A 25,842-nucleotide genomic window follows, 5' to 3' on the forward strand; every position below is an offset into this window, starting at 1 on the left:
ATGCGCTTGTCCCTGCCTCTCTACGCCACCGCACTACTACCCCGTCAAACCTGTTGCGAATGATCCTTTAGCGGGCTTCTTGATCGACCCCGTACTCAATTGCGGGGCCGCCTATGACCGTCCACACTCTCAAATCAGCAGCGATCGAGCGCGGTTCCCGCATGCTCCGCACGGCGCTTGGTGCGGATATTGCGGCCTGGCTCGACGAGGACGCCGTCGTCGAAGTGATGCTCAATCCATGCGGACGCCTCTGGGTCGACCGGCTCGGCGAGGGTCTCTGCGATACGGGTGCCACGCTTACCGCCGACGATGGCGAGCGGATCGTTCGCCTCGTCGCCCATCATGTCGGCGCCGAAGTCCATGCGGATGCGCCGCGAGTATCCGCCGAGCTACCCGGAACCGGCGAACGCTTCGAGGGATTGCTCCCTCCGGTCGTCGCCGCGCCAACTTTCGCCATCCGCAAGCCCGGCGTCGCCGTCTTCACGCTCGACGATTACGTCCGCGCCGGGATCATGGATGGGGCCGCCGCCGATGCACTTCGCGAGGCGGTGGCATCCCGCGCCAACATCCTCGTCGCCGGTGGTACATCCACGGGTAAGACCACGCTGACCAATGCGCTGCTGGCCGAGGTCGCCAAGACCTCCGACCGGGTGGTGCTCATCGAAGACACCCGCGAACTGCAATGCACGACGTCCAATCTGGTTGCGCTGCGCACGAAGGACGGGGTCGCGACACTCTCGGACCTCGTCCGTTCTTCCCTGCGCCTTCGCCCAGATCGCATTCCCATCGGCGAGGTGCGCGGGTCCGAAGCCCTAGACCTGCTGAAAGCCTGGGGCACGGGGCATCCGGGTGGGATCGGCACGATCCATGCGGGTTCGGCCATCGGCGCGCTCCGCCGCCTCGAACAGCTCATCCAGGAAGCCGTCATCACCGTCCCGCGAGCGCTCATCGCGGAGACCATCGACGTACTCGCTGTCCTGCAGGGGCGCGGCAGCGATCGCCGCCTCGCGGACCTCGCGCGCGTCACCGGCCTGACTGCCGATGGCGACTATGCGCTCCATTCCCTTCTCACCAACCCGAAAGGAACCGCCACATGACCACCCGACTCACTCTCCTTTACCCCCGCTGGCCCATCTATCTCGGCGCCGCCGCCTTCGGCTTCGTGCTGGCCGCCGGTCAGGCGCAGGCTGCGGGGTCGGGCATGCCCTGGGAAGCGCCGCTCCAGGCGATCCTGGAGTCGATCGAGGGGCCGGTCGCCAAGATCGTCGCCGTCATGATCATCATCATCACCGGCCTGACGCTCGCCTTCGGCGACACATCGGGCGGCGCGCGCCGGCTCGTGCAGATCGTCTTCGGCCTTTCCATCGCCTTCGCCGCATCGAGCTTTTTTCTGTCCTTCTTCTCCTTCGGCGGCGGTGTCCTCGTATGAGCGATCCCACCGACATCCCCGGCTTCACCGCGCCCGTCCATCGCGCCCTCACCGAGCCGATCCTGCTCGGCGGCGCACCGCGAACTATCGCGATTGCCAACGGCACTATAGCGGCCGCCGTGGGTCTGGGCCTCCGCCTCTGGCTGGTCGGGCTCGCGCTCTGGGCCATTGGACACATGCTGGCGGTCTTTGCCGCCAAGCGCGACGCGCAAATCGCCGACGTCGCGCGTCGCCACCTCCGTTATCCGACCTGGATGGGGGTGTGAGGAAATGATGCGCCTCGCCGAATACCGCTCCAAAGCCGCGCTGCTTGCCGATTTCCTGCCCTGGGCCGCGCTGATCGGCGAAGGCGTGATCCTCAACAAGGATGGGAGTTTCCAGCGAACGGCAGCCTTCCGGGGGCCAGATCTCGACTCCGCGACACCGTCCGAGCTGGTCGCAACCGCAGCAAGGCTCAACAGCGCGCTCCGACGCCTTGGCTCGGGATGGGCGGTGTTCGTAGAAGCGCAACGCATCCCCGCGCGGGATTATCCGCTCTCGGAATTTCCCGATCCAGTATCCGCATTGGTCGACGCGGAGCGGCGGGCGCATTTCGAGGAAGCGTCGGCACACTTCGAGAGCCACTATTTCATGACGCTGACCTGGATGCCGCCCGCCGACGATACAAGCCGGACGAGTGGCTGGCTGTTCGAGGACGCGCCGAGCAAGGGCGCCAACCCGCAAGAACACCTCGCGGCTTTCCGCTCGCGCTCGGACCGGCTGCTTGATCTCTTCGAAGGCTTCATGCCCGAGGCGGTCTGGCTCGATGACGCGGAGACGCTGTCCTATCTGCATTCAACCATCTCGACGCGGGCACAGTCCGTCCGTGTGCCCGAGACGCCGATGCATCTCGATGCTTATCTCGTGGACGAGCCGCTGGTCGCCGGGCTCGCCCCGAAGCTCGGCGACGCGCATTTGCGCACGCTCTCCATCATCGGCTTTCCGACATCGACCTGGCCGGGACTTCTCGACGAACTCAATGCGCAGGCTTTCGAATATCGTTGGGCAACGCGCGCCATTTGCCTCGACAAGACCGACGCCACGAAGCTCTTCACGCGCATTCGCCGCCAATGGTTCGCCAAGCGCAAATCGGTCGCCGCAATCTTCAAGGAGGTGATGACCAACGAGGCCTCGACGCTTCTGGATTCAGATGCCGACAACAAAGCGCTGGATGCGGACGAGGCCCTGCAAGAACTCGGAAGCGATATCGTGGGTGCCGCCTATGTCACCGCGACGATCACAATCTGGGACGCGGACGAGCGCGCGGCGGACGCCAAGATCAAGCTCGCCGAGAAGGTCGTGCAGGGCCGCGACTTCACCTGCATTCCGGAGACGCTGAACGCCATAGAAGCTTGGCTCGGCTCGCTGCCCGGCCATCTCTACGCCAATGTCCGCCAACCGCCGATTTCGACGCTCAATCTCGCGCATATGATCCCGATCTCGGCGGTCTGGGCCGGACCACAACGGAACGATCATCTCGGCGGCCCGCCGCTCTTCTACGCCGAGACGCAAGGGGCGACGCCGTTCCGCTTTTCGACTCATGTGGGCGATGTCGGCCATACACTCATGGTCGGCCCGACCGGTGCGGGCAAATCCGTTCTACTGGCGCTCATGGCGCTGCAATTCCGGCGCTATTCGGGCGCCCAGATCTTCGCGTTCGATTTCGGCGGCTCGATCCGCTGCGCGACGCTGGCCTGCGGCGGGGATTGGGAAGATCTCGGCCTCGCTCTGTCCGACGAAGAGGATGCGGTCCAGCTGCAACCGCTCGCGCGGATCGACGACGCAGCGGAACGCAGTTGGGCGCAGGGCTGGCTCGCGGGGTTGCTGGCCCGCGAAGGGGTGACGATCGACCCGGTCGCGCGGGATCATCTTTGGTCGGCGCTGACCTCGCTTGCCTCCGCCCCCATCGGAGAGCGCACGGTGACAGGCCTCTCGGTCCTGCTGCAATCGAACGAGCTCAAGCGCGCGCTCGCCCCATTCTGCCTGGGCGGGCCGTTCGGACGGTTGCTCGACGCGGAGAGCGAACATCTTGGCACGGCCGACTTCCAGGCCTTCGAGACAGAAGGGCTGATCGGCTCTGCCGCCGCGCCCGCCGTCCTCGCTTACCTCTTCCACCGGATCGAAGCGCGGCTCGACGGACGGCCGAGCCTCATCATCGTCGATGAGGGCTGGCTCGCTTTGGACGATGCCACCTTCGGCACGCAACTGCGCGAATGGCTGAAGACGCTCCGCAAGAAGAACGCCAGTGTGATCTTCGCCACCCAATCGCTCGCCGATATCGACGGCTCGGACATCGCGCCCGCCATCGTCGAGAGCTGCCCAACCCGGATTTTTCTGCCAAACGAGCGCGCATTCGAGCCGCAGATCGCCGCCACCTACCGCAGCTTCGGGCTCAACGATCGTCAGATCGAGATCATCGCAAGGGCAACGCCGAAGCGCGACTATTACTGCCAGTCGCGTCGGGGCAACCGGCTCTTCGCGCTTGGTCTCGGCGAGGTCGCACTCGCCTTCACCGCGGCGTCTTCCAAATCCGATCACGCCGCCATCGATGCGATCCTGGATGAGCACGGCCGAAACGGCTTCGCCGCCGCTTGGCTCGCCCGGCGCGATCTCGGCTGGGCCACCGAACTGCTCGGTCCGTCCAACGAAGTGGTCGAGGCCAACCCATCCATCACCCCAGAAGCCAACGACGACAAGGAGACAAATGATGTTCAAGACCAACACACGTAAACTCGCGGGCCGTGCCGCCGCAGCTCTGCTGCTGTCGAGCGCCATGGCGCTTACCCCGGCGACTGCACCGCCCGCACATGCGTTCTTCGGCGGCGGGTTTGGCGGGATCGTCTACGACCCGACCAACCATGCCGAGAACTTGCTGACCGCCGCGCGGACGCTGGAGCAGATCAACAACCAGATCGCCCAGTTGCAGAACGAAGCTCAGATGCTGGTCAATCAGGCGCGCAACCTTGCGAGCCTGCCATATTCCTCGCTGTCGCGCCTGCAATCTTCGGTCCAGCAGACCCAGCAGCTCTTGGGCCAAGCGCAGCGGATCGCCCACGATGTGGCGACGATCGACGAAGCCTTCACGCGGGACTACGGTGCGGCCGCCGCGCGGGGCGATTTCGATCAGATGATCGCAGGCGCACAGGACCGCTGGCGGACCTCGGTTGCCGGGTTCGAGGATGCGCTTAAGGTCCAGGCCGGTGTTGTCGGGAACATCGAGACCGCCCGTACCGAGATGCAGGCGCTCGTCGGCCGGAGCCAGGCCGCCACCGGCGCCTTGCAGGCCACGCAAGCTGGGAATCAGCTTCTCGCCCTCCAAAGCCAGCAAATCTCCGACCTGACCGCCGCGATCGCCGCTCAGAACCGCGCACAATCACTGGAAGCCGCGCGGGTTGCGACGGCAGAAGCGCAAGCGCGCGAGAACCTCAACCGCTTCCTCGACTACGGCTCCGGCTACGAGCCGACGACTGTCCGGATGTTCTGGTAGGCCGCGATGAAGCTGAGCGCCGAGACCACACTGAAAGCCATCGCTATCGCCATGGGCGCGATCGCCGCGCTCATGGTGGCGATGGAACTTCAACGCGCCTTTGAGGAAGAGCGTGCGGCCGAGCCTGCGGCTGTGGTTTCGGACGATCCGCTGCGCGAGAGCCTCCAGCGCTGCCGCTCGCTCACACCGGAAGCGCTCGAAGCCGACACCGAGTGTCAGGCCGCGTGGGAAGAGAATCGCCGCCGGTTCTTCGGCACCTCCACCAACGATCCTGAGACGGAGTAGGGCATGGACGATGTCGGCGTCATCGATCGGTTCCTGGAGGTCTTCACGACCTATATCGACAGCGGGTTCGGGCTGCTCGGAGGTGACGTCGCCTTCCTCGCCACCACGTTGATCGTCATCGACGTCACGCTCGCCGCGCTCTTCTGGGCCTGGGGCGCGGATGACGACATCATCGGACGGCTCGTGAAGAAGACGCTCTTCGTCGGCATCTTCGCCTATATCATCAGCAACTGGAACACGCTCGCCCGGATCGTCTTCGAAAGCTTCGCAGGGCTCGGCCTCGTCGCCACCGGCGGCGCGATCGGCGCGGGCGAACTTTTGCAACCCGGGCGCATCGCCGCTGTCGGGCTCGAAGCCGGGCAGCCGATTCTGGAATCCATCGCCGACCTGATGGGTTTCGTCTCCTTCTTCGAGAATTTCATACAGATTTCGATCTTGCTCTTCGCCTGGATCGTCGTCCTGCTGTCGTTCTTCATCCTCGCGATCCAGCTCTTCGTGACCCTGATCGAGTTCAAGCTGGCGACGCTCGCGGGCTTCATCCTCGTGCCCTTCGGCCTCTTCAACAAAACTGCCTTCATGGCCGAACGCGTGCTCGGGCTCGTGATCTCTTCGGGCGTCAAGGTGCTCGTGCTCGCCGTGATAGTCGGCATCGGCTCGACGATCTTCGGCGAGTTCACCGCCGGTTTCACGGGTGAGCCGACCATAGAGGATGCAATGGCTATCGTTCTTGCGGCTCTGTCGCTGCTCGCGCTCGGCATCTTCGGCCCTGGTATCGCGAATGGCATCGTGTCGGGCGGACCGCAACTGGGCGCGGGCGCGGCGGTCGGAGCCGGCCTCGCAGCTGGTGGCGTGGTCGCCGGAGGCCTCGCAGGTGCGAAGATGGCCGGAGCCGCCGGTGGAGCCGCCCTGCGCGGTGGATCGGCTGTCGCAGGTGGTGCTTCCACCGCCTTCAAAATCGGCGCAGCCTCGGGCACATCGACCGCCGGGAAAGCCGCGAGCGGCATGGTTGCGGTCGGTCAGGCCGGAGTCAATACCGCCGTCAGCCCCCTCAAGCGCGCCGTCGGCGACAGCTACCGCTCCGGCTCGCGCGCCGCCTTCGAAGCCACGGGCGGCAAGTTCAGCAATTCCCTGTCTTCCACGCCAACACCAGCCAATGACGGACCGCCCGCCTGGGCGCGCCGCATGAAGCGCCAGCAAAGCCTGCAACACGGCACCGCTGTCGCTGCCCACGCCATCCGATCCGGCGATAGCGGCGGCGCGGGCGCGGCCATCAGCCTTTCGGAGAGATCATGAGCTTCAAGAGACCCAGCGTGCGATACGCCAAGACCCCCGAGCCTGTAACACCCTACCAGAAGGCCGCCCAGATCTGGGACGAGCGCATGGGCTCCGCCCGCGTCCAGGCCCGCAACTGGCGCCTCATGGCCATCGGGTGCCTCGCCACGACTGCGACCTTCGGTCTCGCACTCGTATGGCAGTCCACTCAAGGCACCATCGTCCCTTACGTGGTCGAAGTTGACCGGCTTGGCGCCGCCCAGGCCGTCGCTCCCGCGACTGCCAATTACCGCCCGACCGATCCGCAGATCGCCTTCCACCTCGCGCGCTTCATCGAGAACGTCCGCCAGGTTCCCGCCGATCCCATCGTCCTGCGTCAGAACTGGCTGCGCGCATACGACTTTACCACTGATCGTGGCTCCGTCGCGCTCAACGACTTCGCCCGAGAGAACAACCCCTTCGCCCGCGTTGGCGAGGTTCAGGTAACGGCCGAGATCTCCAGCGTCATCCGCGCCTCCGACAACAGCTTCCGCGTCGCGTGGACGGAGCGCCGCTACGTGAACGGACAGCTCGTCGTCACCGAACGCTGGACCGGCATCCTCAGCGTCGTCGTCCAACCGCCCCGCGATGCCGACCGCCTCCGCAAAAACCCCCTCGGCGTCTTCGTCCACGCCATCAACTGGTCACGGGAGAACGCCCAATGAGTGATTGCATCACACGCCAAATCGGCATGTCAGCCAGACTGTCCATTACAACACTTCTCGCTGGCTCGATGCTAGCCGGGTGCGCCACTTTCAAACCGCCCGAGATCAGCTACGACGACCCGGTTGCCGCAACGCTTGTCGTGGAACCGGCGCGGCCTGTTCGGATCGTGGAGACACCGGAGCCTCTACCGCTGCCCGGCCAGCTCATGCGGGTCGATGCCGACGATCGTCCGGCAGAAGCGGCGGAACCGACCGAGCGCGTGACCAACGCCAACGCCGCCGCCCGGATCGAACCAGTCCGTGACGGCTTCATCAACGCCGTCCAGCTCTATCCCTACAGTTCGGGCGCGCTCTATCAGGTCTACACCTCGCCCGGCCAGGTCACGGACATCGCGCTTCAACCGGGAGAAAGCTTCGTCGGGTCCGGTCCCATCGCCGCCGGGGACACGGCCCGCTGGATCATTGGCGACACCGAGAGCGGGTCCGGCGAGAACCGCCGCATCCACGTGCTGGTGAAGCCGACACGGCCCGACCTGGTGACCAATCTCGTCATCAACACGGATCGGCGCACCTATCATCTCGAACTGCGCGCCACGCCGCAGGCCTACATGGCCTCTGTCTCTTGGCAATATCCCGAAGACGAACTCATCGCTTTGCGTCGTCAGAACGATCAGGCCGAGGCAAGCTTGCCGATCGGGCGCAATGTCGATCTCGACGATCTCAAGTTCCGCTACCGTATCACGGGCGACCGCGCACCGTGGCGGCCACGCCGTGTCTTCGACGACGGTCGGCAGGTGTTCATCGAGTTCCCGCGCGGCATTAGCCAGGGCGAGATGCCGCCGCTCTTCGTGATCGGGCCGGAAGGAGACGGGCAGCTCGTCAACTACCGGGTCCGGCGCAACTACATGATCGTCGATCGGCTCTTCGCCGCTGCGGAGTTGCGTCTTGGAGATCGCCAGCGAGTCGTGCGGATCGTACGCACGGATAGGATACGGCGAAGCACCGAGCGCGAAGAGCGCGTCGGTTCCGCTTGGCGTCCGGCCGAGGACCGGTGAGCCATGACCGGGAGAGAGGATCAGCAACTGGACGACCCCCGCGAGGACGCGCAGCGCGGCGAACAGGACATCGCCAAGGAACTCCGCCTGCGGCCTGATCCGCCACGGGTCATGCGGCTCTCGCGCAAGGCCATCACGGTGCTTGCCGTCGCGGGCGGGCTCGGCATCGGGGCGATCTTGATCGTGGCCTTGCAAGGTTCCGATCCAGGCGATGGGCCGTCAGAGCTCTTCTCGACGGAACGAGTCCAGGAGGCCGAGGGGCTTTTGGGTCTGCCGCGCGACTACGCGTCGATCCCACAACTCGGGCCACCGCTTCCGGGAGAACTGGGACGCCCGGTCCTGTCTGCGCAGCGTCGGGGCGAGCCCGTCCCTGTCGTCCCCGCGACCGGTCCCGCCGTTGATACCGAAGAGCAACTGCGCTTGCAGGAGGCCGAGGCCGCCCGGCTCGCGACGCTCTTTGCCGACGCGAGATCAAGCGGCGCGGGTGCTTCGCGCGCACAGGCAGATCCCACAACATCTCCGGCGCCTGGACTACAAGGTCTGTTCCCGGCATCGGCCGGGCAGGCACAACAACCCGACGCCACGGAGCGACAGGAAGCCTTCCTGGATCGCGAGGTCGACCGAAGGACCACCGCGGCGGACCGGCTCCAATCCCCGCCGAGCCCCTATGTCCTGCAAGCGGGATCGGTCATCGAAGCGGCGCTGCTGACCGGGCTGCGCTCCGATCTTCCCGGGCAGATCACAGCGCAGGTCACCGCCAATGTCTATGACAGCCCGACCGGGCAATTCCTGTTGATCTCACAGGGTGCGCGGCTCCTCGGTGAATATGACAGCCGCGTCGAAACCGGTCAGCGTCGCGTCCTCTTGGCGTGGACCCGGCTCATCTTGCCCGACGGTCGCTCCATCGTCCTCGAACGCCAGCCCGGAACCGATCAGGCGGGATATGCGGGGCTAGAAGACCGTGTCGACAATCACTGGGGCCAACTGTTTCGCGCCGCTGGACTCGCCACGATCCTCAATATCGGCCTCGAAACCGGCGAGGATGGCGGCGACGAGATCGCCGAAGCGATCCGAGATGGCACACAGGCCACGATCGGACGCGCCGGGGAAGCGATCGTACAGCGCCAGCTTCAGATACCGCCGACGCTGACCATCCGACCGGGATTCCCGGTACGGGTGATGGTCACGCGGGATCTCATTCTCGAACCTCAAGGAGACATGCGATGAGCAAGTTGAAGCTGGGCGACATTCGCGACGACAAGCCGGTCAAGTTGACAGTCGAGTTGCCGGCACAGGTGCATCGCGATCTGACAGACTATGCGGACATCCTCGGAGCAGAAAGCAGGCAAAACCTTGAACCCGCAAAGCTGATCGCACCGATGATCGAACGGTTCATGAAGACCGATCGCGGGTTCGCGAAGCTCAGGAAAGAGCGCCATTCTGCCTTGCCTCGATCCGCGCCAGACTGATGAACCGTCGAAGGGCTGGATTGTCGTTTTCCGGACGCCAGATCAGTGAGAACGGTACTCGTTCATCCTCTCCGCCTAATGGGACGAAGACTACGTTAGGGTATTGCGCTCCAGCCGAGTGGCCACCGACGATAGTGACCCCCAAGCCAAGCCCAACAAGATTGATTACCCCGTCGCGACAAAGATGATGCCTTGCGATAGAAGCGTCTCGGCCAAAGGCGGTGGCGTGACGAACGATGAAATCGTGAATATCAGGCCCGGCCTCACGCGAACTAACGAGAAAATGCTCGTCCGCAATATCTGACCAAGTTAAGCGTTCTGAATGCGCGAAGTGACTATCGCGATCGACAGCAACGAAAACCGATTCTTGGGTCAGGAGTAAGCCATCGCAATTTTCATAGGGTGTTTCGCCAACCGCGATGACCACGTCGATCGTTCGGTGAGCAAGCATAGTGATCATGTGGCGACGCTCTGACTCAAGAAAGTTGAGCCGTACCCTGGGGTGTCTTTCGATAAATGCTTTGATCAGTGTGCGTTGCGGCCCATTCGAGAACGAAGACATGCTGCCAATTCGTAGCTCACCGTATTTTGCAACTGCATGAGATCGGGCACGTTGGAATGCGGCCTTGAGGTTTTCATACACGGCACTCGAGCAGGTTAAGAACTCAGATCCTGCAAGGGTTAGTTTCGCCCCAGCAGCCCCTCGCTCAAAAAGCGAAACACCCAATACATCTTCGAGCTTTTCTACCCTCCGAGAAACCGCTGGTTGGCCAATACCAAGCCTTTTAGCCGCTTGGTGAAAACTCCCAGATTCCGCCACGCTAATCAGGATCTCAAAATCAAAGAGCGATATTTTCCTTTCTGGCTCAGCAGCAGTCATATTGTAAACAGTTTGAATTTGACCTGTGCACTAAAATCACCAGTCCTCACCAAACGGTCTTATGATCACGTCAGAGGACCAAGTAGACCTTGATTGGTGAGCGATCCGAAAACACTCCTCTGCAATTTCATCAGGTTTGGCGAAAAAGTCGTCCGGCTTCTCTGGTGCCATTTTGCGCGTCCAGGGCACATCAATTACTGCGTCGATGGCAACATAAGCAGCATGAACGCCCATTGGTCCGACTTGCCTTGCGATACTCTCCAATAAAATGCGCTGCGCTGCCTTGCTCGGTGCAAAGCCTGCGAAATTGGATTTTCCGCGATAGGCCGAGGTATTGCCGGTTCCAAGAATGACGCCGCCGCCAGTATCAATCATGTCCTGGACGGTCAGTCGCGCAAGATGCAGCAAAGCCATCGTATTGATCTGGAAGTTCCTTTCGAGAACCTCAGGCTCAATCTCCATGAAGTTGCCAAAAGCGCCGCCGACCGCGTTATGAATAACCATGCGCGGCGCGCCGAGCGTGCGACGAATGTCTCCTACCACGTTGATCAGGGACGCCGTGTCGGCGACGTCACAAGGAAACGCATAGGCGCGATCAACAGTATCTGCGAGTTCGGCTAGCCGGTCTTTGCTGCGAGCCAACATGGCGACACGATAACCGGCTTCGGTGAAGCGTCTTACCAAAGACGTACCGGTGCCAGGTCCGACACCCGTGATGAGACAGACGTCTCCTTCCTCTTGCGCGCCGCTCATGCCACGAGCTCTGCTTCAAGGAAGTGCAATCGGTCATTCCCAAAATAAAGACCAGTCGACGTCTTGAAGCTGGGGACACCGAATACGCCGTCAGATATGGCCGACTGGTGGTTTTCTTCCAATTGCGCTTTGAAGTCGTCGCGGTTTTTCCAAATCTCCTCAGCGTCAACAACGCCCGCTGTGGTCAACCAAGCCACAATCGCATCGCCGCTTTCGACATCACCTTCATTCAGCCAGATCGCCTCGAATGCTGCCTTCGTATAGGCAGCAAGCTGGCCACGGCCTTCAGCCGCCAGTGCGCCAAGCAACAAGGGTTCGGTGCTGAATGTTCCAAACTTTGGATGCGGTTTGATCATTGTCTTGTACTGCATTGCCCAACGGGCGAGATCAGTGCGCGCATACAGCCCTTTGGACTTGCAGGTGGCGGTCGTCGGGACATTGCCGACCTTGTCCATGATTGTAAGGATATGGACGGGCTTGAAAGTAAAGGCAGCGTTTGTGCGCTCCACTAACGCAGGTAGCTGCGTAAATGCCAGGTAAGAGTAGGGGCTTACAAAATCAAAATAGAAGGTGACGTCTTGGGGCATGGCTTTTCCTCTTTGTGTTTGTCTAGCGAAGATTCACGTAACCGCCGTCGAGGGGAATTGTGACGCCGGTGACAAAATCCGAAGCCCGCGATGCGAGAAAGACGGTGAGCCCTGCCATGTCGGTGTCATGACCGATCCGCTGTAATGGAATGCGCTGCGCAACGGAGGCGCGCCCGTGATCCGTAGCGAGCGCATAAGCCGTCATCTTGCTTTCGAATGGACCAGGCGCGATCGCATTGACGGTTATGTTGTCGATGGCGAGGCGCCCAGCAAGAATACGCGTCAGATGGTGGACCGCCGCTTTTGAGGCGGGATACGCGTAACTATCGATTTCAAAAGGCCGCACGAAGCCTTCAATCGAACCCACATTGATAATCTTGGCGGGTCTGTTTTGTTCAGCTGCCTCTCGCAAAAGCGGCAACATTTTCTGTGTCAGGAAGAAAACGCCTTTGACATTGAGATCCATGACCCGATCCCAACCGGGCTCGGAAAACGTCTCCAATGGTTCGCCCCAGGCGGCACCGGCATTATTGACCAGAATATCGAGCGACTTGATTTCAGACGACAGCCAATCGGCAAGAGCGCTGACGCCTTCTATCGAAGACAAGTCCGATGGCTGAGCGATGCAGTCCCCGTACTGGCTCAGTTTCGCTTGCATTGCGGCGCAAGCATCGGCCTTACGGGATGTGATGTAGACCCGCGCACCACGTTCAAGAAAGCCCTTAGCGATCATCTCGCCGATGCCTCTTGTGCCACCTGTGACAAGCGCCGTTCTACCCGATAAATCAAAAAGGGCGTCGGACATCACTTGCCCTCATATTTGAAGTCACCGGAAGAGAATGCTTTCGCGCCATCTTTCAAAAAAGCTTTAACGCCGCGCTGCTTGTCCGACGTTTCAAAGACCTGTCCGGCCGAACCAATGAGTGATCCGTCGGCAGATGAAAGGCCCGGCGCTGCAAAGGCGTTTATCGCTGCTTTGCCGATGGCATAGGCAGCCGTAGGGCCAGCCGCTAAGCGCCTGGCATAAGCAAGGGCATGCTCATGCAATTTGTCGTCTGCGACCACCTTGTTGACGATGTTCCATCGCTCAAGGGTCTCGGCGCTATACACCTTTGCTTCAAATACCATTTCTTTGGCGCGTGCGACTCCAGCTCTTGCTGCGATGCGTTGCGCGCCGCCAGCGAGTGTCGCCGTTCCAATCATGGCTTCGGTTTGTCCAATCTGAGCGGATTGACCAACAATTGCTATGTCGTGCGCCAGCATGATTTCCATGCCCGCCGCGATCGCCATCCCGTTGACTGCGCAAACCGTAGGTATCGGAAGGCTCTCGACCAAGTTCACCATGTTGATCGCGCCGGAAACCAGTCCGGAGCCCGTGCGCCTGTCGAGACCAACAAACATATTTACGTCAGCCCCGGCACAAAAATTTGGGCCACTTGCCTTGGTCAACAAGGCGCGGACATCACCACGCATTGCCGAACGAATGGCGGCGAGGAAACCTTCCTCAAAATCCGCTGAGAAGGCGTTTATCGGCGGATGATCGAATGTGATTATGCCGACATCGCCAACGCGCTCGTAAAGAACCCTAGACATGGATCGCGCCTAATACCGGACCACTGCGCGCCCGGCGGCATCTTTGGGATAAGCTGCTTCTTCCATCCACCGCTCTTTGGCGTCGAGATACGCCCGTGTGTAATCCAGGATCGGAGATTTTGGCGTGAGGCCTGCAATCATGGCGATACCCATCACGCCTGCGGTTTTTCCGCTGGTGCCCCAATGCCCTTCAGGAATTTCATTGACCTGAACCCAGACAGACCGGCCAGCGCCGGCCACACCCTCAGTGCCAGTCATTTTAAGGAAGCTCTCATTGACGGCCTTGTGCACCATCGATTTGCGCTCCTTGTTCATCGAACCCTCAGGCACGGTCACGACGACGAGGAATTTTCCCGCTTCGGAAACATAAGTTCCGTCGGTCGTTCCACCGACGAAGAAATCATCTTCCCCAAGTTCATTAAACATGACCCAAGCGATTGACCGGCCGCCAGGGGTGTCTTGCCCACCCTCGATCATGAGAAGAACGTTAGTCATCTCTTCACCGAGTGCTTTCTTTTGCTCGGGGGAAATAGAGCCTTTAGTGTAGTGAACAGTGCACATGGGCATGGTGAAGGATCCTTGTTTGATAGTTTTTCAAGCGGCCGATATGGTAGGAGGTTCGCAGCTAGTAACGAACGAGCGCTCGTCCGGCCGTCTTTTCTGGGAACTCCGCTAGATCGTAGAGTCGATCTTTCGCGTCGAAATAGGCCCGCGGAAACCTCAGCAGCGGATGGTCAGCTGGAATGCCGGCCGTTCTTGCAATGCCGAGAAGGCTCGAGGTTCGGCCGTTCGCCGCAAGATGGCCTTCTGGCCATTCTACGATCTGTATAAAGATAGCTTGGGCGGCGCCCTCAACATCCAATGTGCCCGTGGCGTCGAGAAGCGCCTTGAAGATGGCTTGATGGCACTGCGATTTGCGCTCTTGATCCATCGAGCCTTCAGGAACATTCAGCTCGACAAAGAACTTGCCAGCAGCCCCTTCGAACGCTGTTCCGTTGTCCCCGCCAATATACCAGTCGTCGCCATCGATTTCGTTGAACTTCACCCATGCAATCGAGCGGCCTTCAGGCGTGTCTGCGCCGCCTTCGATCTGGAGTATGACCTGCGTCATCGCCTCGGCGAGATCGTCGCGCTGCGTAGGTGAGAATTTTCCTTTCGGATAATCGACAGTGATGACTGGCATGGCAAAGCTCCTTGAACTCGGTAGCTTTAACATACTCTCTAATTTAGTATTGTAAAGATACTATTTTAGCCACGTGGGATGAGGACGTTGATTTGGTGTGAGGCGCCGAACACACCGCGCACATCGAGAAGGTCGGTCACCGCAATGCCCAACCCGGCCTCATCCCAGGTGCTTCTTGCCTTCAGCCCAACCCATCCGGGCTCGGGCATTCGGTTGAGGACAACCGACATCATCGGATTAGGAAACGCTTTTATCGCGGGTGCTTCCCAACTGTCCGGCCTGGATACACCCGCGGCATAGTCAGCGATCGTGGCCGCAAAAGCGGGCTGTGAGAGATCGAGGCGCTGAGTGTCTGATAGGGAAAACCATCTTTGGTTCAGTTGATCGTCGATGTTGTAATCGAGAAGATCGCCGAACCAGGGCCCATCGAGCGGTGTTGAGCGATCTGCTTGGCGCAGTGATTCTGGTTCAAAGCTCCCTTTCGCCCAAGCACTTTTTGGCAGTCGATCCAGTTGGGTGGGAGCAGTCTGGATAATGCGTGCAGAAGCGCACTCCTTATTGCCTTGCCAAAGTGTGAGGGAAAACCAAGACATCGTGCGTGCCCGCCTCGTCCGGACCGCCGATACTTCCACAAGGCCCACGCGAACCGGACGTATGAGGTCAACATGGATTGAGGCAGGGTTCGGATGTCGCGCTTTGGTGGCCTGGTCGAGACTGTCCGACATAATCCCTGCTATTAGGCCACCAAACATCGTCCCGAAAGGTCCGCGAGCATAGGGCCCGATTTCCCAGAGAGTCCTTATCTCTGTATCACCGATGTGACTTTGGAGGCCGCGCTGAACGGCGTGAACGTCTTGGGTTTCGGACATGAGTTTTCTTTCTGACCTTGAAAGGCGGGCCAGCTTAGGGCATAAGGTATTTTAAGAATACCATCTCAAGGAGTTGAGTCAAATGACTCGCACGTCTCTCGAACACTTTAATTGCTCGCTTGCCCGAACCGTCGATGTCATCGGCGATAAGTGGACGCTGTTGATCATTCGAGACGCATTTTACGGCATCCAGTCGTTCTCAGAGTTCCAGGAACGGTTGGGACTTGCCAAAACTGTGCTGTCGTCCCGGCTCCAAACACTCGTTGATGAAGACATCCTGAGAAAGGTTCAGACCAAGCCTGACGTTGAGCGGTACAATTACAAACTTACTCAGCGCGGACGTGACCTCTTTCCGGTAGTTGTCGCTCTTGTACAGTGGGGAGACAGATGGATTTTTGGCGCAGGAAATGAGCCAGTGAGCATTCTGGACAAGGAGCAGAACGCACCGATCCAACCTATTGGCGTTCAGGCTCGCAGCGGCGCGTTCCTTCAACCGCGAGACATATCATTCGCACCCGGCGGCGGCGCCGACGAAACGACCCATGCGCTTTTTGAGGCGTTCAAATCGCGTCCCTCGGCTTGAACAAAGTGTCGATGTTGGGGAGAGCCCTCGCGCATTTGGTACGCCCCTTTTTCTAGTGGATCGCAGGCCTACCGCTCCTCGCTGAGTGGCAGCCAGATCGTCAGCGAGTGCCGAGCGTCCAAGCGCGCTAAATCGATGACCAGCAGGCTGCTTCTTAGGCGGTGGGGTACGTGAGATTCGAACTTCCGGCACAACCGACCGACTTAGTTGGCGATACCGCCTTGGCACGCTTAGGCCACCTGTTTGCTTGCGCAAAGTCGCCGCGTAAGCACCACGTAAGCAACAACACTCCGAAGTGCCAATTTTTAAGACATTGAATTATTGAGAGAAATGGCGCACCCTGAAGGTGCAGCCGCAAACCTTTTAGAGGTAATGCAGGACTGGAACAAGCAGCTCCAGCACACTTCGCTCGGTCAGGATAATTTCCAGAAGCCCAAGACAAGCAAGGATGGCCGATCTCCGCGCCGTCGCGCTTCTGTGACTGCTCGGAGGCGGCTGAAGGCGTGAGGGGGCGGTCGCTATGGCGAAAAAGCCTTACGACCCTCCCTTCTCGCTCCGCCTCTCGTTTGAGGAACGGGCAAGGCTTGAAGAACAGGCCGAAGGCATGCCGCTTGGTGCCTATATCCGCGAACGGCTGCTCGACAATCCACCCCGCCGAAAGCGAGTGAGCCAGATAGACCGCGATGCGCTGCTGCGCGTCCTCGGCAAACTTGGCCAGTCTCGCCTCGCCAATAATATGAATCAGATTGCCAAGCAGGCTAATCTGGGAACGCTGCCCGTCACGCCTGAAAGTGCCTGACTGGATGGCTGACCAGCTTTTCAGCGAACGGGTTAGCTTTGTCCGAAAGAATGGCCCGCCATTCGAGATCAGCGACACGGCAATCGACGATGCCTTCAACGATGACGGCACCTTTCGCTGGTTGTCCTACTTGGTGGCCTTTGCGGAGTCCCCACCAAGGCAGGCACCGCAGGCGCGGCTTGCGCAGCGCCTCATCTTGCTCTCACTCGCTTTCTGGGTGGCGCATCCTGAAATTGCTGAGAGCTTTTCTGAGCAGGTTTGTCTCAACGATCCGCAATGCGGTCATTGGGCATGGGCCTATTTCGAGCGATGCGGCGATTGTCCGTTTCATCGGCGAGGGAATGAGGCCGCATAAGCGACTTCTTTCTCCCACGCTCGTCCGGCTGATCTGGCTTCTGTTTCCTGAACGAAACGGAAGGAAACAGAAGCCATGAGTAAAGAACAATTCTCGGTCAATTATGAAGGCAGCGCCCCGCGTCAAAGCGGCGGCGTTGCCTCAACACCCCATCCATCGGCACAGCCACTACCTTTTCAGATTGTTGCACCGCCGAAGCGTCCGTTCATTTCTGCTGGCGTCAGTATGGTAGGAGGCGCGTTGATTTGTGCCGCGATATTCTACGCTGCGGAAATGTTTGCGCCGCTCGAATACCGCCCTTCGACCTTCACCGGCACCTATAGCGGTCGCTATGCTGCCGAAATCAGGGCGCATGAACTCGAAACCCAAGCCGAATTCGAGGACTGGGCAGCCGAAGTGCGTGTCAGTGCCGAACAACAGCAAGAGCAATACCGCGTTGTCGCACAGAGCGTGCTGCAAAATTACCAAGCCACTTACGACCGCACCAAGATATTCGCCGATGCGACGGCGCGGCTGCAACAGGCCTATGTCCAACAAAGCATGGATGTGGCCCGCTCGCAGCAGGGTATGGATGTGACAGTCGTAAATTTTGCTCGCCTGTTCGGTCGGCTGGCAGGGCTTGCCGATCCAGAGCTTGGCCAATCGGCCATCGATTATGCTGACAACATCGGCAACCAGCTACAGAACGAGCTTGATCGCAGTGTGACCGAAGGTGTGACGGTCGATGTCGAAGGCTGGGACATTGATCTTGCTCCACCGACCGAAGTGCAGAGTGCGTTTGAGAACATCGCTCCGATCACTTTTCCTGATCCGCCCTCAATTAGCCGCGATGCAAACGCAGAAAATGATTCCGATGCGTCTTGAATCGTTCGGAGTTTTGTTGCCTCGGCTGTTTCAGACAGCCCAGGCACTTAACCGCGCGCAACGCGAGAGGGAAGCGCGAGAGCGCGCTGAGTGGCAAAATTACTACATGAGCATCATGGGGCCGTCTGGTCAGCTAGGCGATGGTCATCTGGCTGATACGGCCGAAATCGAGAATGCAGATCTGCTCAATGCAAACGGTCTGTTTCTCGGAGCGCATGAAGGCAAGATGTTGTTCTTTGCAGGCGACGGGCAGCTCTTAACCTATGCCCGGACGGGTAGCGGCAAAGGGCGCGATCTGATCCTTCCTAATCTCGCCCATGTGCGGGATCGTAGCCTGATCGTCGTTGACGTGAAGGATGGCGAAAACTGTTATGCGTCAATTGAGCATCGGGCGGAAACGCTGGGCCAGAAATGTGTCACGCTCAATCCGTTTGGCCTGCTGGGCTTAGAAAACACCCGTATCAATCCGCTGCATGTGCTCGTCGATATTGTCTCAGACGGCGGCGAGATCGACACACAGGCCGAAGAGATTGCGCAAATCCTGCTCCCGCCAAATCCGCGCGATGGCGAAAATGGTTGGGTGCGCAAAGGGGCAATCCGCTTGCTCGCAATGCGGATGGAATATCTGGCCTATATGGAGCCGCAGAATTGCACCTTGGGTAATCTGTGGCGGTTTGTGAACGCCTCAGACGATGATTTTTCCCGCGACTTCCAGCTCATGGTCAGTTGCGGCATTGAGGGCATTGCACGCCGTGCGTCGGCTTTGGGTGCGACCGATGCCGATGCACCTAAGCAGTTTGAGGCTTACAAGGCTGATGCAATTGAGGCCTTATCGGCTTTCGAGATCGGTAAAACGCTCGACCATACCACTGCTGCGCATGACTTTGACTTCGCACGGCTCAAGCATGAGCCGACCACCGTCTACCTGATGGCACCAAGCGAGAAGCTCGGTGTCATAGCGCCGTGGATCAGCCTCATCGTGAACTATGCGGTCGAAGCGATAGCCCGTGAGCGTGGCCCACTTCGCACATGCTTCCTGCTTGATGAGTTTCCGCAGCTGCCACCAGCGCCTGCGATTATGAAAGCGCTGCGCCTTTATCGCGGCAAAGGCATCCAGCTCTGGTTCTTCAGCCAAGGGCGCTACTCAATGGAAGGCCGCTGGTCGCGCGATGCAGTCAAGGAATTTGAAGACCAAGCTGCCATTTTCACAATGACAGGTATCGAAGACCCCGCGCTCATGCGTGATGTCGAACGATGGTCTGGCAACCGAACTCTTGTCACACGTGGTCAGAATGTCGGAGGTGGCGCAATTGAGAGCGCGGGCACCAATCGAGGTGAGAGCCGCAGGCCTGTTTTACAGGCCGAGGATATTCGCGCCATCGGCAACGGAAAACAGATCATCAAAGTTGCTGGGCTACCGCAGCTCATCGTTTGTAATACGCTGCCGTTTTATCAGGTAAGCCCTTGGCAATCACAAATTGGAGATGTTCGGGAATTGCACGGTAGCTCTGCCGTTGAGAATTGAGCCACGTCGGCTTTTAGGGTGCTGGACCGTATGTTGTCATGTCTAACTTTGGGGTGGAATGCAGTCATTCACTTTGGAGCGTTGGCTGCACTGTAGCTGTCTCTTGAGCTATTGCCATCAGGAAGTGGCCAATCTGTTCCGCAAGCTCCTTATAGGCCGGCTTCTCCAATGGCAAATGCGAACCATTGCTCAGCTCGATAAATTCCTTTGGCGCATCGATGCGCTCAAAGACTTCGAGGCTTAGTTCTGTTGGCGTCCAGAAGTCTGCGCCGGGATGAACGAGCAAGAGCGGGCAATCGAGCCTGATTGAACTCGGCTTAAACGCGTGGACTGTTCTGAAAAATCTCGCGGGCTTCCAGCTTTTGCCAATTAGGGGATCGCGTGAAAAGTATCTCTGCATTGGCTTGCTGCTGCTCATTTCGCGAAGAGGCGTTGCAAGAGAAAGCGGTAGCCAAACGCGGTCGAATAGCCAGGGGGTTAGAGACATACTGAGCAGGCTGAGATTGCCGAGCCATGGCCAACGTGCGGCACGCACGAAATGGTCCTCATCGGAAAGGTCGAGCAAAGTGGTCGCCATAACGCCCGCTACCCTGTCGCATTTCTGGGCCGCAAAGAACGCAGTCATTCCACCCATCGAAAGCCCCATCAGAACGACTGGACTTTGCTGAGCGTTGGCGATCTCCGCAATCACCGCGGGCCATTCCGCATAATCCCAATCGAAGCTTACAGATGGTTCTGTGAGGCCAAAGCCGGGGAGATCTGGTGCCAATACGCGCCAGCCAAGCCCGGCTATAGGTTCAGCCAGAGGCGCAAGGATGCGTCCATTCCCGCCGCCACCATGAACGAGAATGACGGTTCCCTCGCATTCGCCCCTTGCGGGCCACTCATCCATCCGCACCAAATGGCCTCGGATCGGGACAGCGTGCTCGACCGGATCACTCTCAAGACTGATGCCAAATTCGTCGGAAAGAACCCGACGGAAATTTGCCCAGGATGGTAAATCTGAGAACTTCTGCATAAACAGATTATTGAATATTTGCTCAGATTGTGAAACTCGGGTTTCCCATGGCTTCAAGATCGACACGACCCAGACCAAAAAAGGCTGTTAGACAGGCAAGGCAGGCGCGTTCAAAAAACACAGTCGAAGCCATTGTCGAGGCTGCTACTCGGATTTTGGCGCATGATGGATGGGACGCACTCAATACCAACGTGATCGCTAGGATCGCGGGCGTGTCGATTGGTTCGGTCTACGAGTACTTCCCGAACAAGGAAGCAATCGTCGATGTGATCATCGACCGACATCTGTCCAGCGGTGAAGCGCGACTGGCGGCGTTGGCAAGGAACGTTCCTGATCAACTACCGCTTGAGAAGGTTGTGGAGTTTTTGGTTCAAGGCTTCATCGAGATTCATCGCGATAACCCAAGACTGCATAGGTCTCTTTCAGGAGAGGTCCCGCTTTCATCCATCCAGCGCATCCGGGTAAATGGAATCCGAAACCAAGCAATCGCGCTGCTGACTAGACTGATAGCAGCCAGCGTTGAGAATGCAGACCTCAAAGCCACGATGATGATCGATGCTGCAGACGCGTTGACCCACCGGTGGTTCGTTGACGAGATTGGGGTCGCAGCTTCACCGGACGTGATGTCACAGGAGTTACAGCGAATGCTGCGCTCATATCTCAAGCAATAAAACCAATTCTCCCAGATGTGCTTTGCCGCGCCTCGCTACCTCACTCGGAAAAGTGGTGAACGACCGTAATTGGGTCGAGAGCTGAATGTCAGCTTTTAGCACCAAACGTCCGCAATGGGACAGTGATCGGTTCGCCTATACGAGTGGTCGCGACCAAATTTGCGTACTCGAAGTGCAATGTAGTAAACTGAGAGAAAGGTGCCGGAAAAACTGCCAAGATGTGGGGTTGGTGTTTTTCCCAGAAACGGTAGCAAGCCGTCCTATTCAAAACCCGTATCTTGAATGATTTGCCTCCCTGTGGGGCAGAAGGGTTTTGGGTGGCATTACTGGAGCAAAATGATTTGGTGAAATATCGGCGGTTCGTCGCCGATATCGATATGCCAGAGTCCGAGAAGGACGAATTGATCGGCAGAGTTGCCGATATCATGACCCATTTTGTTGACGCCGCGTTTGGCGAAACCTCCGAACAAATAATCCTAGAAAAGCGGGAAGATAGTGCTTTCCCGCGTCACTCTGCTTGTGATAAACTCTCAGAAACACAACGAAAACAGTCTATTGACGGCAGATGTGAACGCATCGGCCAGCAATCGGATTCCGAGAAAGAGCGGACACCATGAGCGCAAATACACAACAAAAAGCAGTCATCTATTGCCGTGTAAGCTCGGTGAAACAAACGACGCGCGGCACGGGGCTGGAATCGCAAGAGACTCGTTGCCGAGAGTTCGCAAGCTATCGCGGCTATGACGTTGCTGAAACTTTCTCCGACGATATGACGGGTTCGGTCACAGGTCGACCCGGCATGCAGGCCATGCTCAAATACCTGCGCAGCAATCGCAAATATGGCCATGTTGTCATCATCGACGATATTAGCCGTCTGGCGCGTGGGTTAGAGGCGCATCTGCGTCTTCGCAGTGCGATCGCATCAGCGGGCGCTACACTGGAATCGCCTTCAATCGAGTTTGGAGAGGACTCCGACAGTCAGCTTATCGAGAACCTGCTCGCAAGCGTGTCACAGCATCAACGGCAAAAGAACGGCGAGCAAACGACCAATCGCATGCGAGCACGCATGATGAACGGTTATTGGGTGTTCCAAGCCCCGTGGGGCTATCGCTATGAACGCCAGCCAGGCGGCGGCAAAATGCTCGTTCGAGACGAGCCTATGGCCTCTATCATTACGGAAGGCCTTGAAGGCTTTGCGAGCGGTCGCTTTGCTTCACGCGCAGAAGTAGCATGGTTCTTCGAATCAAAACCGCATTTCCCGACATGCCGTCACGGCACAGTGACTATCGAACGTGCGACACAGCTTCTCAATCAGATTTTGTTCGCGGGCTATCTCGAGCATTCCAATTGGGATGTGACGCTGCGCAAAGGTCAGCATGAGGGGCTGATTAGCCTCGCGACGTATGAGCGTATTCAGGAACGCTTGAATGAAGGCGCTCATGCGCCTGCGCGAAAGAATATCAGCGAGGATTTCCCAATGCGCGGGTTCGTCTGCTGCGCCGATTGCGGTCATCCCATGACTTCAACATGGGCAAAAGGACGAAACGACTACTACGCTTACTATATGTGCCGCCAGAAAGGCTGCCCAAGCGACAAGAAGTCGATTGCTAAAGGGAAGATCGAAACTGCGCTTGAAAAGCTCGTCCAGTCACTCACGCCTTCACAAGAGCTGTTCAGCCTTGCCAGCGAGATTTTCCGCGACCTTTGGGAAAAGCGCGCAGGATCAAGCAAAACAGAAGCGACACAAATGCGTGTCGAGATTGGCAATGTTGAGAATCAGATATCCAAGTTGCTGGATCGCCTAGTCGATGCAGAATCAACCGCTGTCATTAGTGCATATGAGCGCAAGGTAGAGAAGCTCGAACGTAAGAAAGAGCTTCTCAAGGAAAAGGTCGCAAAATGCGGGACGGTCGCGAAAGACTATGACGGCACTTTTCAAACCGCCCTTCGATTCCTCTCAAGCCCTTGGAATCTCTGGGAAACTGGAAAACTAGAAGACCGTCGCGCCATGCTTAGACTGGTGTTCGGAAGCAATATAAAGTTCGACCGCAAAAGCGGCTTTCAAACCCCTGAAATATCCTTGCCGTTCAAGGCTTTACGGGACTTTTCTGGCTGCAAAAAGGTAATGGCGCACCCGAGAGGATTCGAACCTCTGGCCTCCGCCTTCGGAGGGCGGCGCTCTATCCAGCTGAGCTACGGGTGCATACCGTTCGCGAGATGCTTACGCCATGCTTACGCGAAATTTTCGGCCTCTTGAAGAGCGAACCCGATATCCGCTCAAGCCGTTGTTTAGTCACTTCTTTCTTCCGACACCAACAACCATCGCTAGACTTGACATCCGCCTTCGGAGGCCGACACTCTATCCAGCTGAGCTACGGGTGCTCTATTTCTTCCTACTGCTTACGCAGTGCTTACTCGAAACTCTAGCCCGTTTGAACAGCGGTTCCGACATCCGCTCAAGCCTTTGTTTCAATAGTCCTTTTCAGCAGCACCTTTCGCCATCGCCAGACTTGACATCCGCCTTCGGAGGGCAGCGCTCTATCCAGCTGAGCTACAGGTGCCTAAGCCGGGTCTATAGCGGCTTCACTTCTCTGTCGCAATGTAAAAAGGCGGGAGCATCGAGGTGCTCGGCTTGCATTGAAAACATGGTATACACAGGTCGTTCCACTCGTTCAGTTTGGAGAGTTTTTATGCGCTTTTTCATATTCCTGACTACATTTCTTGCCATGTCCCTACCGATCACGCCCGTTTGGGCCGCCTTTGGCGATTGCACTGATCCGGGTTATCTGGCGGAGTTCCCAGACGCGGCATCCGCAACCAGCATTGATTGCGTCGAGCATTTTCGGATCGTTGTCGCAACCCCGTCCGGGCCACGCCAAATTCGTGGCATATCCGACATATCCGCCGGATGGGCGGTTCCCCCTGCCCTGATGACGGCGATTGAGTCAGGCGCTCAGGCGGCAGCCTCGGCCATGCCCGGTCTGGGTGGATATGCGCTTGATGATGTAACCCTGCTTATCCTCGATGATGTGCGCGACTTTGATCCCGATCGTCGTGTGCTGGGTGTGGCGGACGGGCGCGGTGGCGACGGTGGTCTTGGCCGGGCGGGTGAATGCCTTGTGACGCTTTATGGCCTGGCGGCGGCCACGGACCCCGCCGAAATCGAAACAACCACGGCGCACGAGATTTTTCACTGCCTGCAATACGCCACACTGAATGGCGGTCAGATGGGCACCTATGGCAGTGGTGGAGATTGGTGGATCGAAGGTTCGGCCGAGTATTTTGCTGCACTGGCGGTCGAGGGAAGCCAACCATTCACCGATCGCAGTGCCGGCTTTGACGCGGCTGTTGAGGCGGGCACGTCGCTGGATCAGCTGGCCCATGACGCAGCGCTGTTCTTCTTCTGGTTTGGCCAGACGCAGGGTGCCGGTGCCCTGACCACTTTCATGGCCTCGATGGCCACCTCCGGAGGATCCTCGGCGCAACATGCCGCGATGCGCGGCGCGCTGTCTGATGATCAGTGGCTCGAATTTGCCCAGACCTATATCGATGGTGAAATCGCTCACCCCCAGGGTGGATCACTGGCCTCGTCCCCTACCCCGTCGGAAACTCTGACAATCGACGCACCGGGCATTCAACGGGTTGAGCTTGTTCCCTTTGCGATCAGGTATGCGCAGCTGGAATACACATGCGGAACTTGGGGCAACCGCGTCAGCCCAGGCAGTGCCAACCTGTCAATCCGTCGCGAAAACGAGCGGGATTGGCAGAAGCCATGGCCCGAGGAAACCGACGTGCGCGAAGGTCAGCCGGGCACCCACCGTCTTGCCGGTATGAACACAGGTTCAGGCCCGCAGACCATCCAAAACGATGTTGAACGCCGTCGCGCCTGTCAGCCCTGTGGTGATACGGACGAGGTGGACATGTGCCTCACCGGGACATGGCAGATGACCGGCGGTGGCCCAATCGAGTGGATGCGCTCGCAAGGCTTGCCGCTGACCAACGTGCGGGACGGGCCGCGCTTCGTCACCTTCAACTCGGACGGGCTCTACGGGGCCGAACCACTTGATATATCAATTACAATCCGGGACGATGAAAGAGTTGCGGTTGGTGAAGGTTTTACAACAACCGCCTTCGGGCGCTGGTCGGCCAAGGACGGCACCATGAATATCTGTCAGGATGCGGGTGGGTTGTCAGGCAAGGTTACCATGACAACGCCAGAGGGCGAATACACCCAACCTGTCAGCCAGCCCGGAATGGGGCAGATCACAATGGCTTATAGCTGTTCGGAAGGCTCGATGAGTACCACGATGGACTTTTCTGGCCTGTCCCCGATGGTCACAAATTACGGCAAAATCGCAGAAGAAATGCCGCGCCCCTGAAGCGCGCGGCTGGATAATGTAGATAAGGACGTGCTCAGGGGGT

29 protein-coding genes, 1 tRNA gene and 2 pseudogenes are annotated in these 25,842 nt (G+C 58.8%); 21 read left to right on the forward strand and 11 right to left on the reverse strand.

Features of this window, described 5'->3' with window-relative positions:
* Window positions 1-161 precede the first annotated feature (161 nt).
* Genes trbB through V6N02_RS04320 form a run of 11 tightly spaced genes read left to right on the forward strand, consistent with a single transcriptional unit; the run spans window position 162 to window position 9,740 of the window.
* Complete coding sequence (trbB, locus tag V6N02_RS04270; RefSeq protein ID WP_478013481.1) at window positions 162-1,097, forward strand: P-type conjugative transfer ATPase TrbB; 936 nt, start codon at window positions 162-164, stop codon at window positions 1,095-1,097.
* Entirely contained in the window at window positions 1,094-1,429 is a 336-nt protein-coding gene (locus V6N02_RS04275) for a TrbC/VirB2 family type IV secretion system protein (RefSeq protein ID WP_371224255.1), read from the forward strand. Before trbB ends, V6N02_RS04275 begins: the two co-directional genes overlap by 4 nt.
* A complete protein-coding gene (locus V6N02_RS04280; protein ID WP_371224256.1) occupies window positions 1,426-1,695 on the forward strand; it encodes a VirB3 family type IV secretion system protein in 270 nt (89 codons plus the stop codon). Before V6N02_RS04275 ends, V6N02_RS04280 begins: the two co-directional genes overlap by 4 nt.
* A gap of 4 nt (window positions 1,696-1,699) precedes the next feature.
* Window positions 1,700-4,198 (forward strand): conjugal transfer protein TrbE, encoded by a 2,499-nt coding sequence (trbE, locus tag V6N02_RS04285; RefSeq protein ID WP_371224257.1) that lies wholly within the window; start codon window positions 1,700-1,702, stop codon window positions 4,196-4,198.
* A complete protein-coding gene (trbJ, locus tag V6N02_RS04290; protein WP_371224258.1) occupies window positions 4,176-4,955 on the forward strand; it encodes a P-type conjugative transfer protein TrbJ in 780 nt (259 codons plus the stop codon). Before trbE ends, trbJ begins: the two co-directional genes overlap by 23 nt.
* 6 nt (window positions 4,956-4,961) lie before the next feature.
* Window positions 4,962-5,240 (forward strand): putative entry exclusion protein TrbK-alt, encoded by a 279-nt coding sequence (gene trbK-alt, locus V6N02_RS04295; RefSeq protein WP_371224259.1) that lies wholly within the window; start codon window positions 4,962-4,964, stop codon window positions 5,238-5,240.
* A 3-nt stretch (window positions 5,241-5,243) separates the two neighbouring features.
* Window positions 5,244-6,533, forward strand: a complete 1,290-nt coding sequence (trbL, locus tag V6N02_RS04300) for a P-type conjugative transfer protein TrbL (protein ID WP_371224260.1) — start codon at window positions 5,244-5,246, stop codon at window positions 6,531-6,533.
* Complete coding sequence (trbF, locus tag V6N02_RS04305; protein ID WP_371224567.1) at window positions 6,527-7,216, forward strand: conjugal transfer protein TrbF; 690 nt, start codon at window positions 6,527-6,529, stop codon at window positions 7,214-7,216. The genes trbL and trbF overlap by 7 nt, the downstream gene beginning before the upstream one ends.
* Window positions 7,213-8,271 carry a P-type conjugative transfer protein TrbG gene (trbG, locus tag V6N02_RS04310; protein ID WP_371224261.1) on the forward strand — a complete coding sequence of 353 codons (1,059 nt, stop codon included), beginning with the start codon at window positions 7,213-7,215 and terminating at the stop codon, window positions 8,269-8,271. The genes trbF and trbG overlap by 4 nt, the downstream gene beginning before the upstream one ends.
* A 3-nt stretch (window positions 8,272-8,274) precedes the next feature.
* Window positions 8,275-9,498: a TraB/TrbI/VirB10 family type IV secretion system protein gene (locus V6N02_RS04315; protein WP_371224262.1), complete on the forward strand. Its 1,224-nt coding sequence runs from the start codon at window positions 8,275-8,277 to the stop codon at window positions 9,496-9,498.
* Entirely contained in the window at window positions 9,495-9,740 is a 246-nt protein-coding gene (locus V6N02_RS04320) for a DUF2274 domain-containing protein (protein ID WP_371224263.1), read from the forward strand. Before V6N02_RS04315 ends, V6N02_RS04320 begins: the two co-directional genes overlap by 4 nt.
* Here V6N02_RS04320 and V6N02_RS04325 read toward each other — a convergent pair.
* From V6N02_RS04325 to V6N02_RS04360, 8 genes are all read right to left on the reverse strand, one after another.
* On the reverse strand, window positions 9,694-10,620 hold the full coding sequence (locus V6N02_RS04325; RefSeq protein ID WP_371224264.1) for a LysR family transcriptional regulator: 927 nt from the start codon (window positions 10,618-10,620) through the stop codon (window positions 9,694-9,696). The genes V6N02_RS04320 and V6N02_RS04325 overlap by 47 nt on opposite strands.
* A gap of 36 nt (window positions 10,621-10,656) precedes the next feature.
* Entirely contained in the window at window positions 10,657-11,373 is a 717-nt protein-coding gene (locus V6N02_RS04330) for an SDR family NAD(P)-dependent oxidoreductase (RefSeq protein WP_371224265.1), read from the reverse strand.
* Complete coding sequence (locus V6N02_RS04335) at window positions 11,370-11,960, reverse strand: 2-hydroxychromene-2-carboxylate isomerase (RefSeq protein ID WP_371224266.1); 591 nt, start codon at window positions 11,958-11,960, stop codon at window positions 11,370-11,372. The genes V6N02_RS04330 and V6N02_RS04335 overlap by 4 nt, the downstream gene beginning before the upstream one ends.
* 22 nt (window positions 11,961-11,982) lie before the next feature.
* Complete coding sequence (locus tag V6N02_RS04340; RefSeq protein ID WP_371224267.1) at window positions 11,983-12,765, reverse strand: SDR family oxidoreductase; 783 nt, start codon at window positions 12,763-12,765, stop codon at window positions 11,983-11,985.
* Entirely contained in the window at window positions 12,765-13,553 is a 789-nt protein-coding gene (locus V6N02_RS04345) for an enoyl-CoA hydratase/isomerase family protein (protein WP_371224268.1), read from the reverse strand. Before V6N02_RS04345 ends, V6N02_RS04340 begins: the two co-directional genes overlap by 1 nt.
* Before the next feature lie 9 nt (window positions 13,554-13,562).
* The gene (locus tag V6N02_RS04350; RefSeq protein WP_371224269.1) at window positions 13,563-14,120 is read right to left on the reverse strand and encodes a tautomerase family protein; all 558 of its coding nucleotides are present in this window, start codon (window positions 14,118-14,120) and stop codon (window positions 13,563-13,565) included.
* Window positions 14,121-14,178: 58 nt separating this feature from the next.
* Complete coding sequence (locus V6N02_RS04355) at window positions 14,179-14,736, reverse strand: tautomerase family protein (protein WP_371224270.1); 558 nt, start codon at window positions 14,734-14,736, stop codon at window positions 14,179-14,181.
* A gap of 65 nt (window positions 14,737-14,801) precedes the next feature.
* Entirely contained in the window at window positions 14,802-15,605 is an 804-nt protein-coding gene (locus V6N02_RS04360) for an acyl-CoA thioesterase domain-containing protein (RefSeq protein WP_371224271.1), read from the reverse strand.
* Window positions 15,606-15,687: 82 nt separating this feature from the next.
* Between V6N02_RS04360 and V6N02_RS04365 the strand changes: the two genes are divergently transcribed.
* From V6N02_RS04365 to V6N02_RS04385, 5 genes are all read left to right on the forward strand, one after another.
* The gene (locus V6N02_RS04365; protein ID WP_371224272.1) at window positions 15,688-16,188 is read left to right on the forward strand and encodes a winged helix-turn-helix transcriptional regulator; all 501 of its coding nucleotides are present in this window, start codon (window positions 15,688-15,690) and stop codon (window positions 16,186-16,188) included.
* Between the two features lie 520 nt (window positions 16,189-16,708).
* Window positions 16,709-16,987, forward strand: a complete 279-nt coding sequence (locus V6N02_RS04370; RefSeq protein ID WP_371224273.1) for a plasmid mobilization protein — start codon at window positions 16,709-16,711, stop codon at window positions 16,985-16,987.
* 4 nt (window positions 16,988-16,991) lie between these two features.
* Entirely contained in the window at window positions 16,992-17,342 is a 351-nt protein-coding gene (locus V6N02_RS04375) for a hypothetical protein (RefSeq protein ID WP_371224274.1), read from the forward strand.
* Window positions 17,343-17,417: 75 nt separating this feature from the next.
* Window positions 17,418-18,206, forward strand: coding sequence for a hypothetical protein (locus V6N02_RS04380; RefSeq protein WP_371224275.1), 789 nt, complete (start codon window positions 17,418-17,420; stop codon window positions 18,204-18,206).
* Window positions 18,172-19,731 carry a type IV secretory system conjugative DNA transfer family protein gene (locus V6N02_RS04385; protein ID WP_371224276.1) on the forward strand — a complete coding sequence of 520 codons (1,560 nt, stop codon included), beginning with the start codon at window positions 18,172-18,174 and terminating at the stop codon, window positions 19,729-19,731. The genes V6N02_RS04380 and V6N02_RS04385 overlap by 35 nt, the downstream gene beginning before the upstream one ends.
* Before the next feature lie 64 nt (window positions 19,732-19,795).
* Here V6N02_RS04385 and V6N02_RS04390 read toward each other — a convergent pair whose 3' ends face one another.
* The gene (locus tag V6N02_RS04390; protein ID WP_371224277.1) at window positions 19,796-20,749 is read right to left on the reverse strand and encodes an alpha/beta hydrolase; all 954 of its coding nucleotides are present in this window, start codon (window positions 20,747-20,749) and stop codon (window positions 19,796-19,798) included.
* Window positions 20,750-20,796: 47 nt separating this feature from the next.
* On the opposite strand from V6N02_RS04390, the gene V6N02_RS04395 reads away from it, so the two are divergent.
* From V6N02_RS04395 to V6N02_RS04405, 3 genes and pseudogenes are all read left to right on the forward strand, one after another.
* Entirely contained in the window at window positions 20,797-21,420 is a 624-nt protein-coding gene (locus tag V6N02_RS04395) for a TetR/AcrR family transcriptional regulator (RefSeq protein ID WP_371224278.1), read from the forward strand.
* Between the two features lie 317 nt (window positions 21,421-21,737).
* Window positions 21,738-22,037, forward strand: coding sequence for a hypothetical protein (locus V6N02_RS04400; RefSeq protein ID WP_371224279.1), 300 nt, complete (start codon window positions 21,738-21,740; stop codon window positions 22,035-22,037).
* Window positions 22,034-22,489, forward strand: a pseudogene (locus V6N02_RS04405) (recombinase family protein); the annotation flags it as partial. The gene V6N02_RS04400 and the pseudogene V6N02_RS04405, both read left to right, overlap by 4 nt.
* Before the next feature lie 174 nt (window positions 22,490-22,663).
* On the opposite strand, the gene V6N02_RS04410 reads toward V6N02_RS04405, so the two are convergent.
* Complete coding sequence (locus V6N02_RS04410) at window positions 22,664-22,933, reverse strand: hypothetical protein (RefSeq protein ID WP_371224280.1); 270 nt, start codon at window positions 22,931-22,933, stop codon at window positions 22,664-22,666.
* Window positions 22,934-22,936: 3 nt separating this feature from the next.
* Between V6N02_RS04410 and V6N02_RS04415 the strand changes: the two are divergent.
* Window positions 22,937-23,005: pseudogene (locus V6N02_RS04415) on the forward strand (hypothetical protein); the annotation flags it as partial.
* Between the two features lie 541 nt (window positions 23,006-23,546).
* Here the strand turns inward: V6N02_RS04415 and V6N02_RS04420 are convergent.
* Window positions 23,547-23,623: transfer RNA gene (locus V6N02_RS04420), tRNA-Arg, on the reverse strand.
* A gap of 487 nt (window positions 23,624-24,110) precedes the next feature.
* Between V6N02_RS04420 and V6N02_RS04425 the strand changes: the two genes are divergently transcribed.
* Complete coding sequence (locus V6N02_RS04425) at window positions 24,111-25,799, forward strand: hypothetical protein (protein WP_371224281.1); 1,689 nt, start codon at window positions 24,111-24,113, stop codon at window positions 25,797-25,799.
* Window positions 25,800-25,842 lie beyond the last annotated feature (43 nt).

The sequence above is a fragment of the Roseovarius conchicola genome, assembly GCF_041403425.1.
GTDB classification, from domain to species: domain Bacteria; phylum Pseudomonadota; class Alphaproteobacteria; order Rhodobacterales; family Rhodobacteraceae; genus Roseovarius; species Roseovarius conchicola.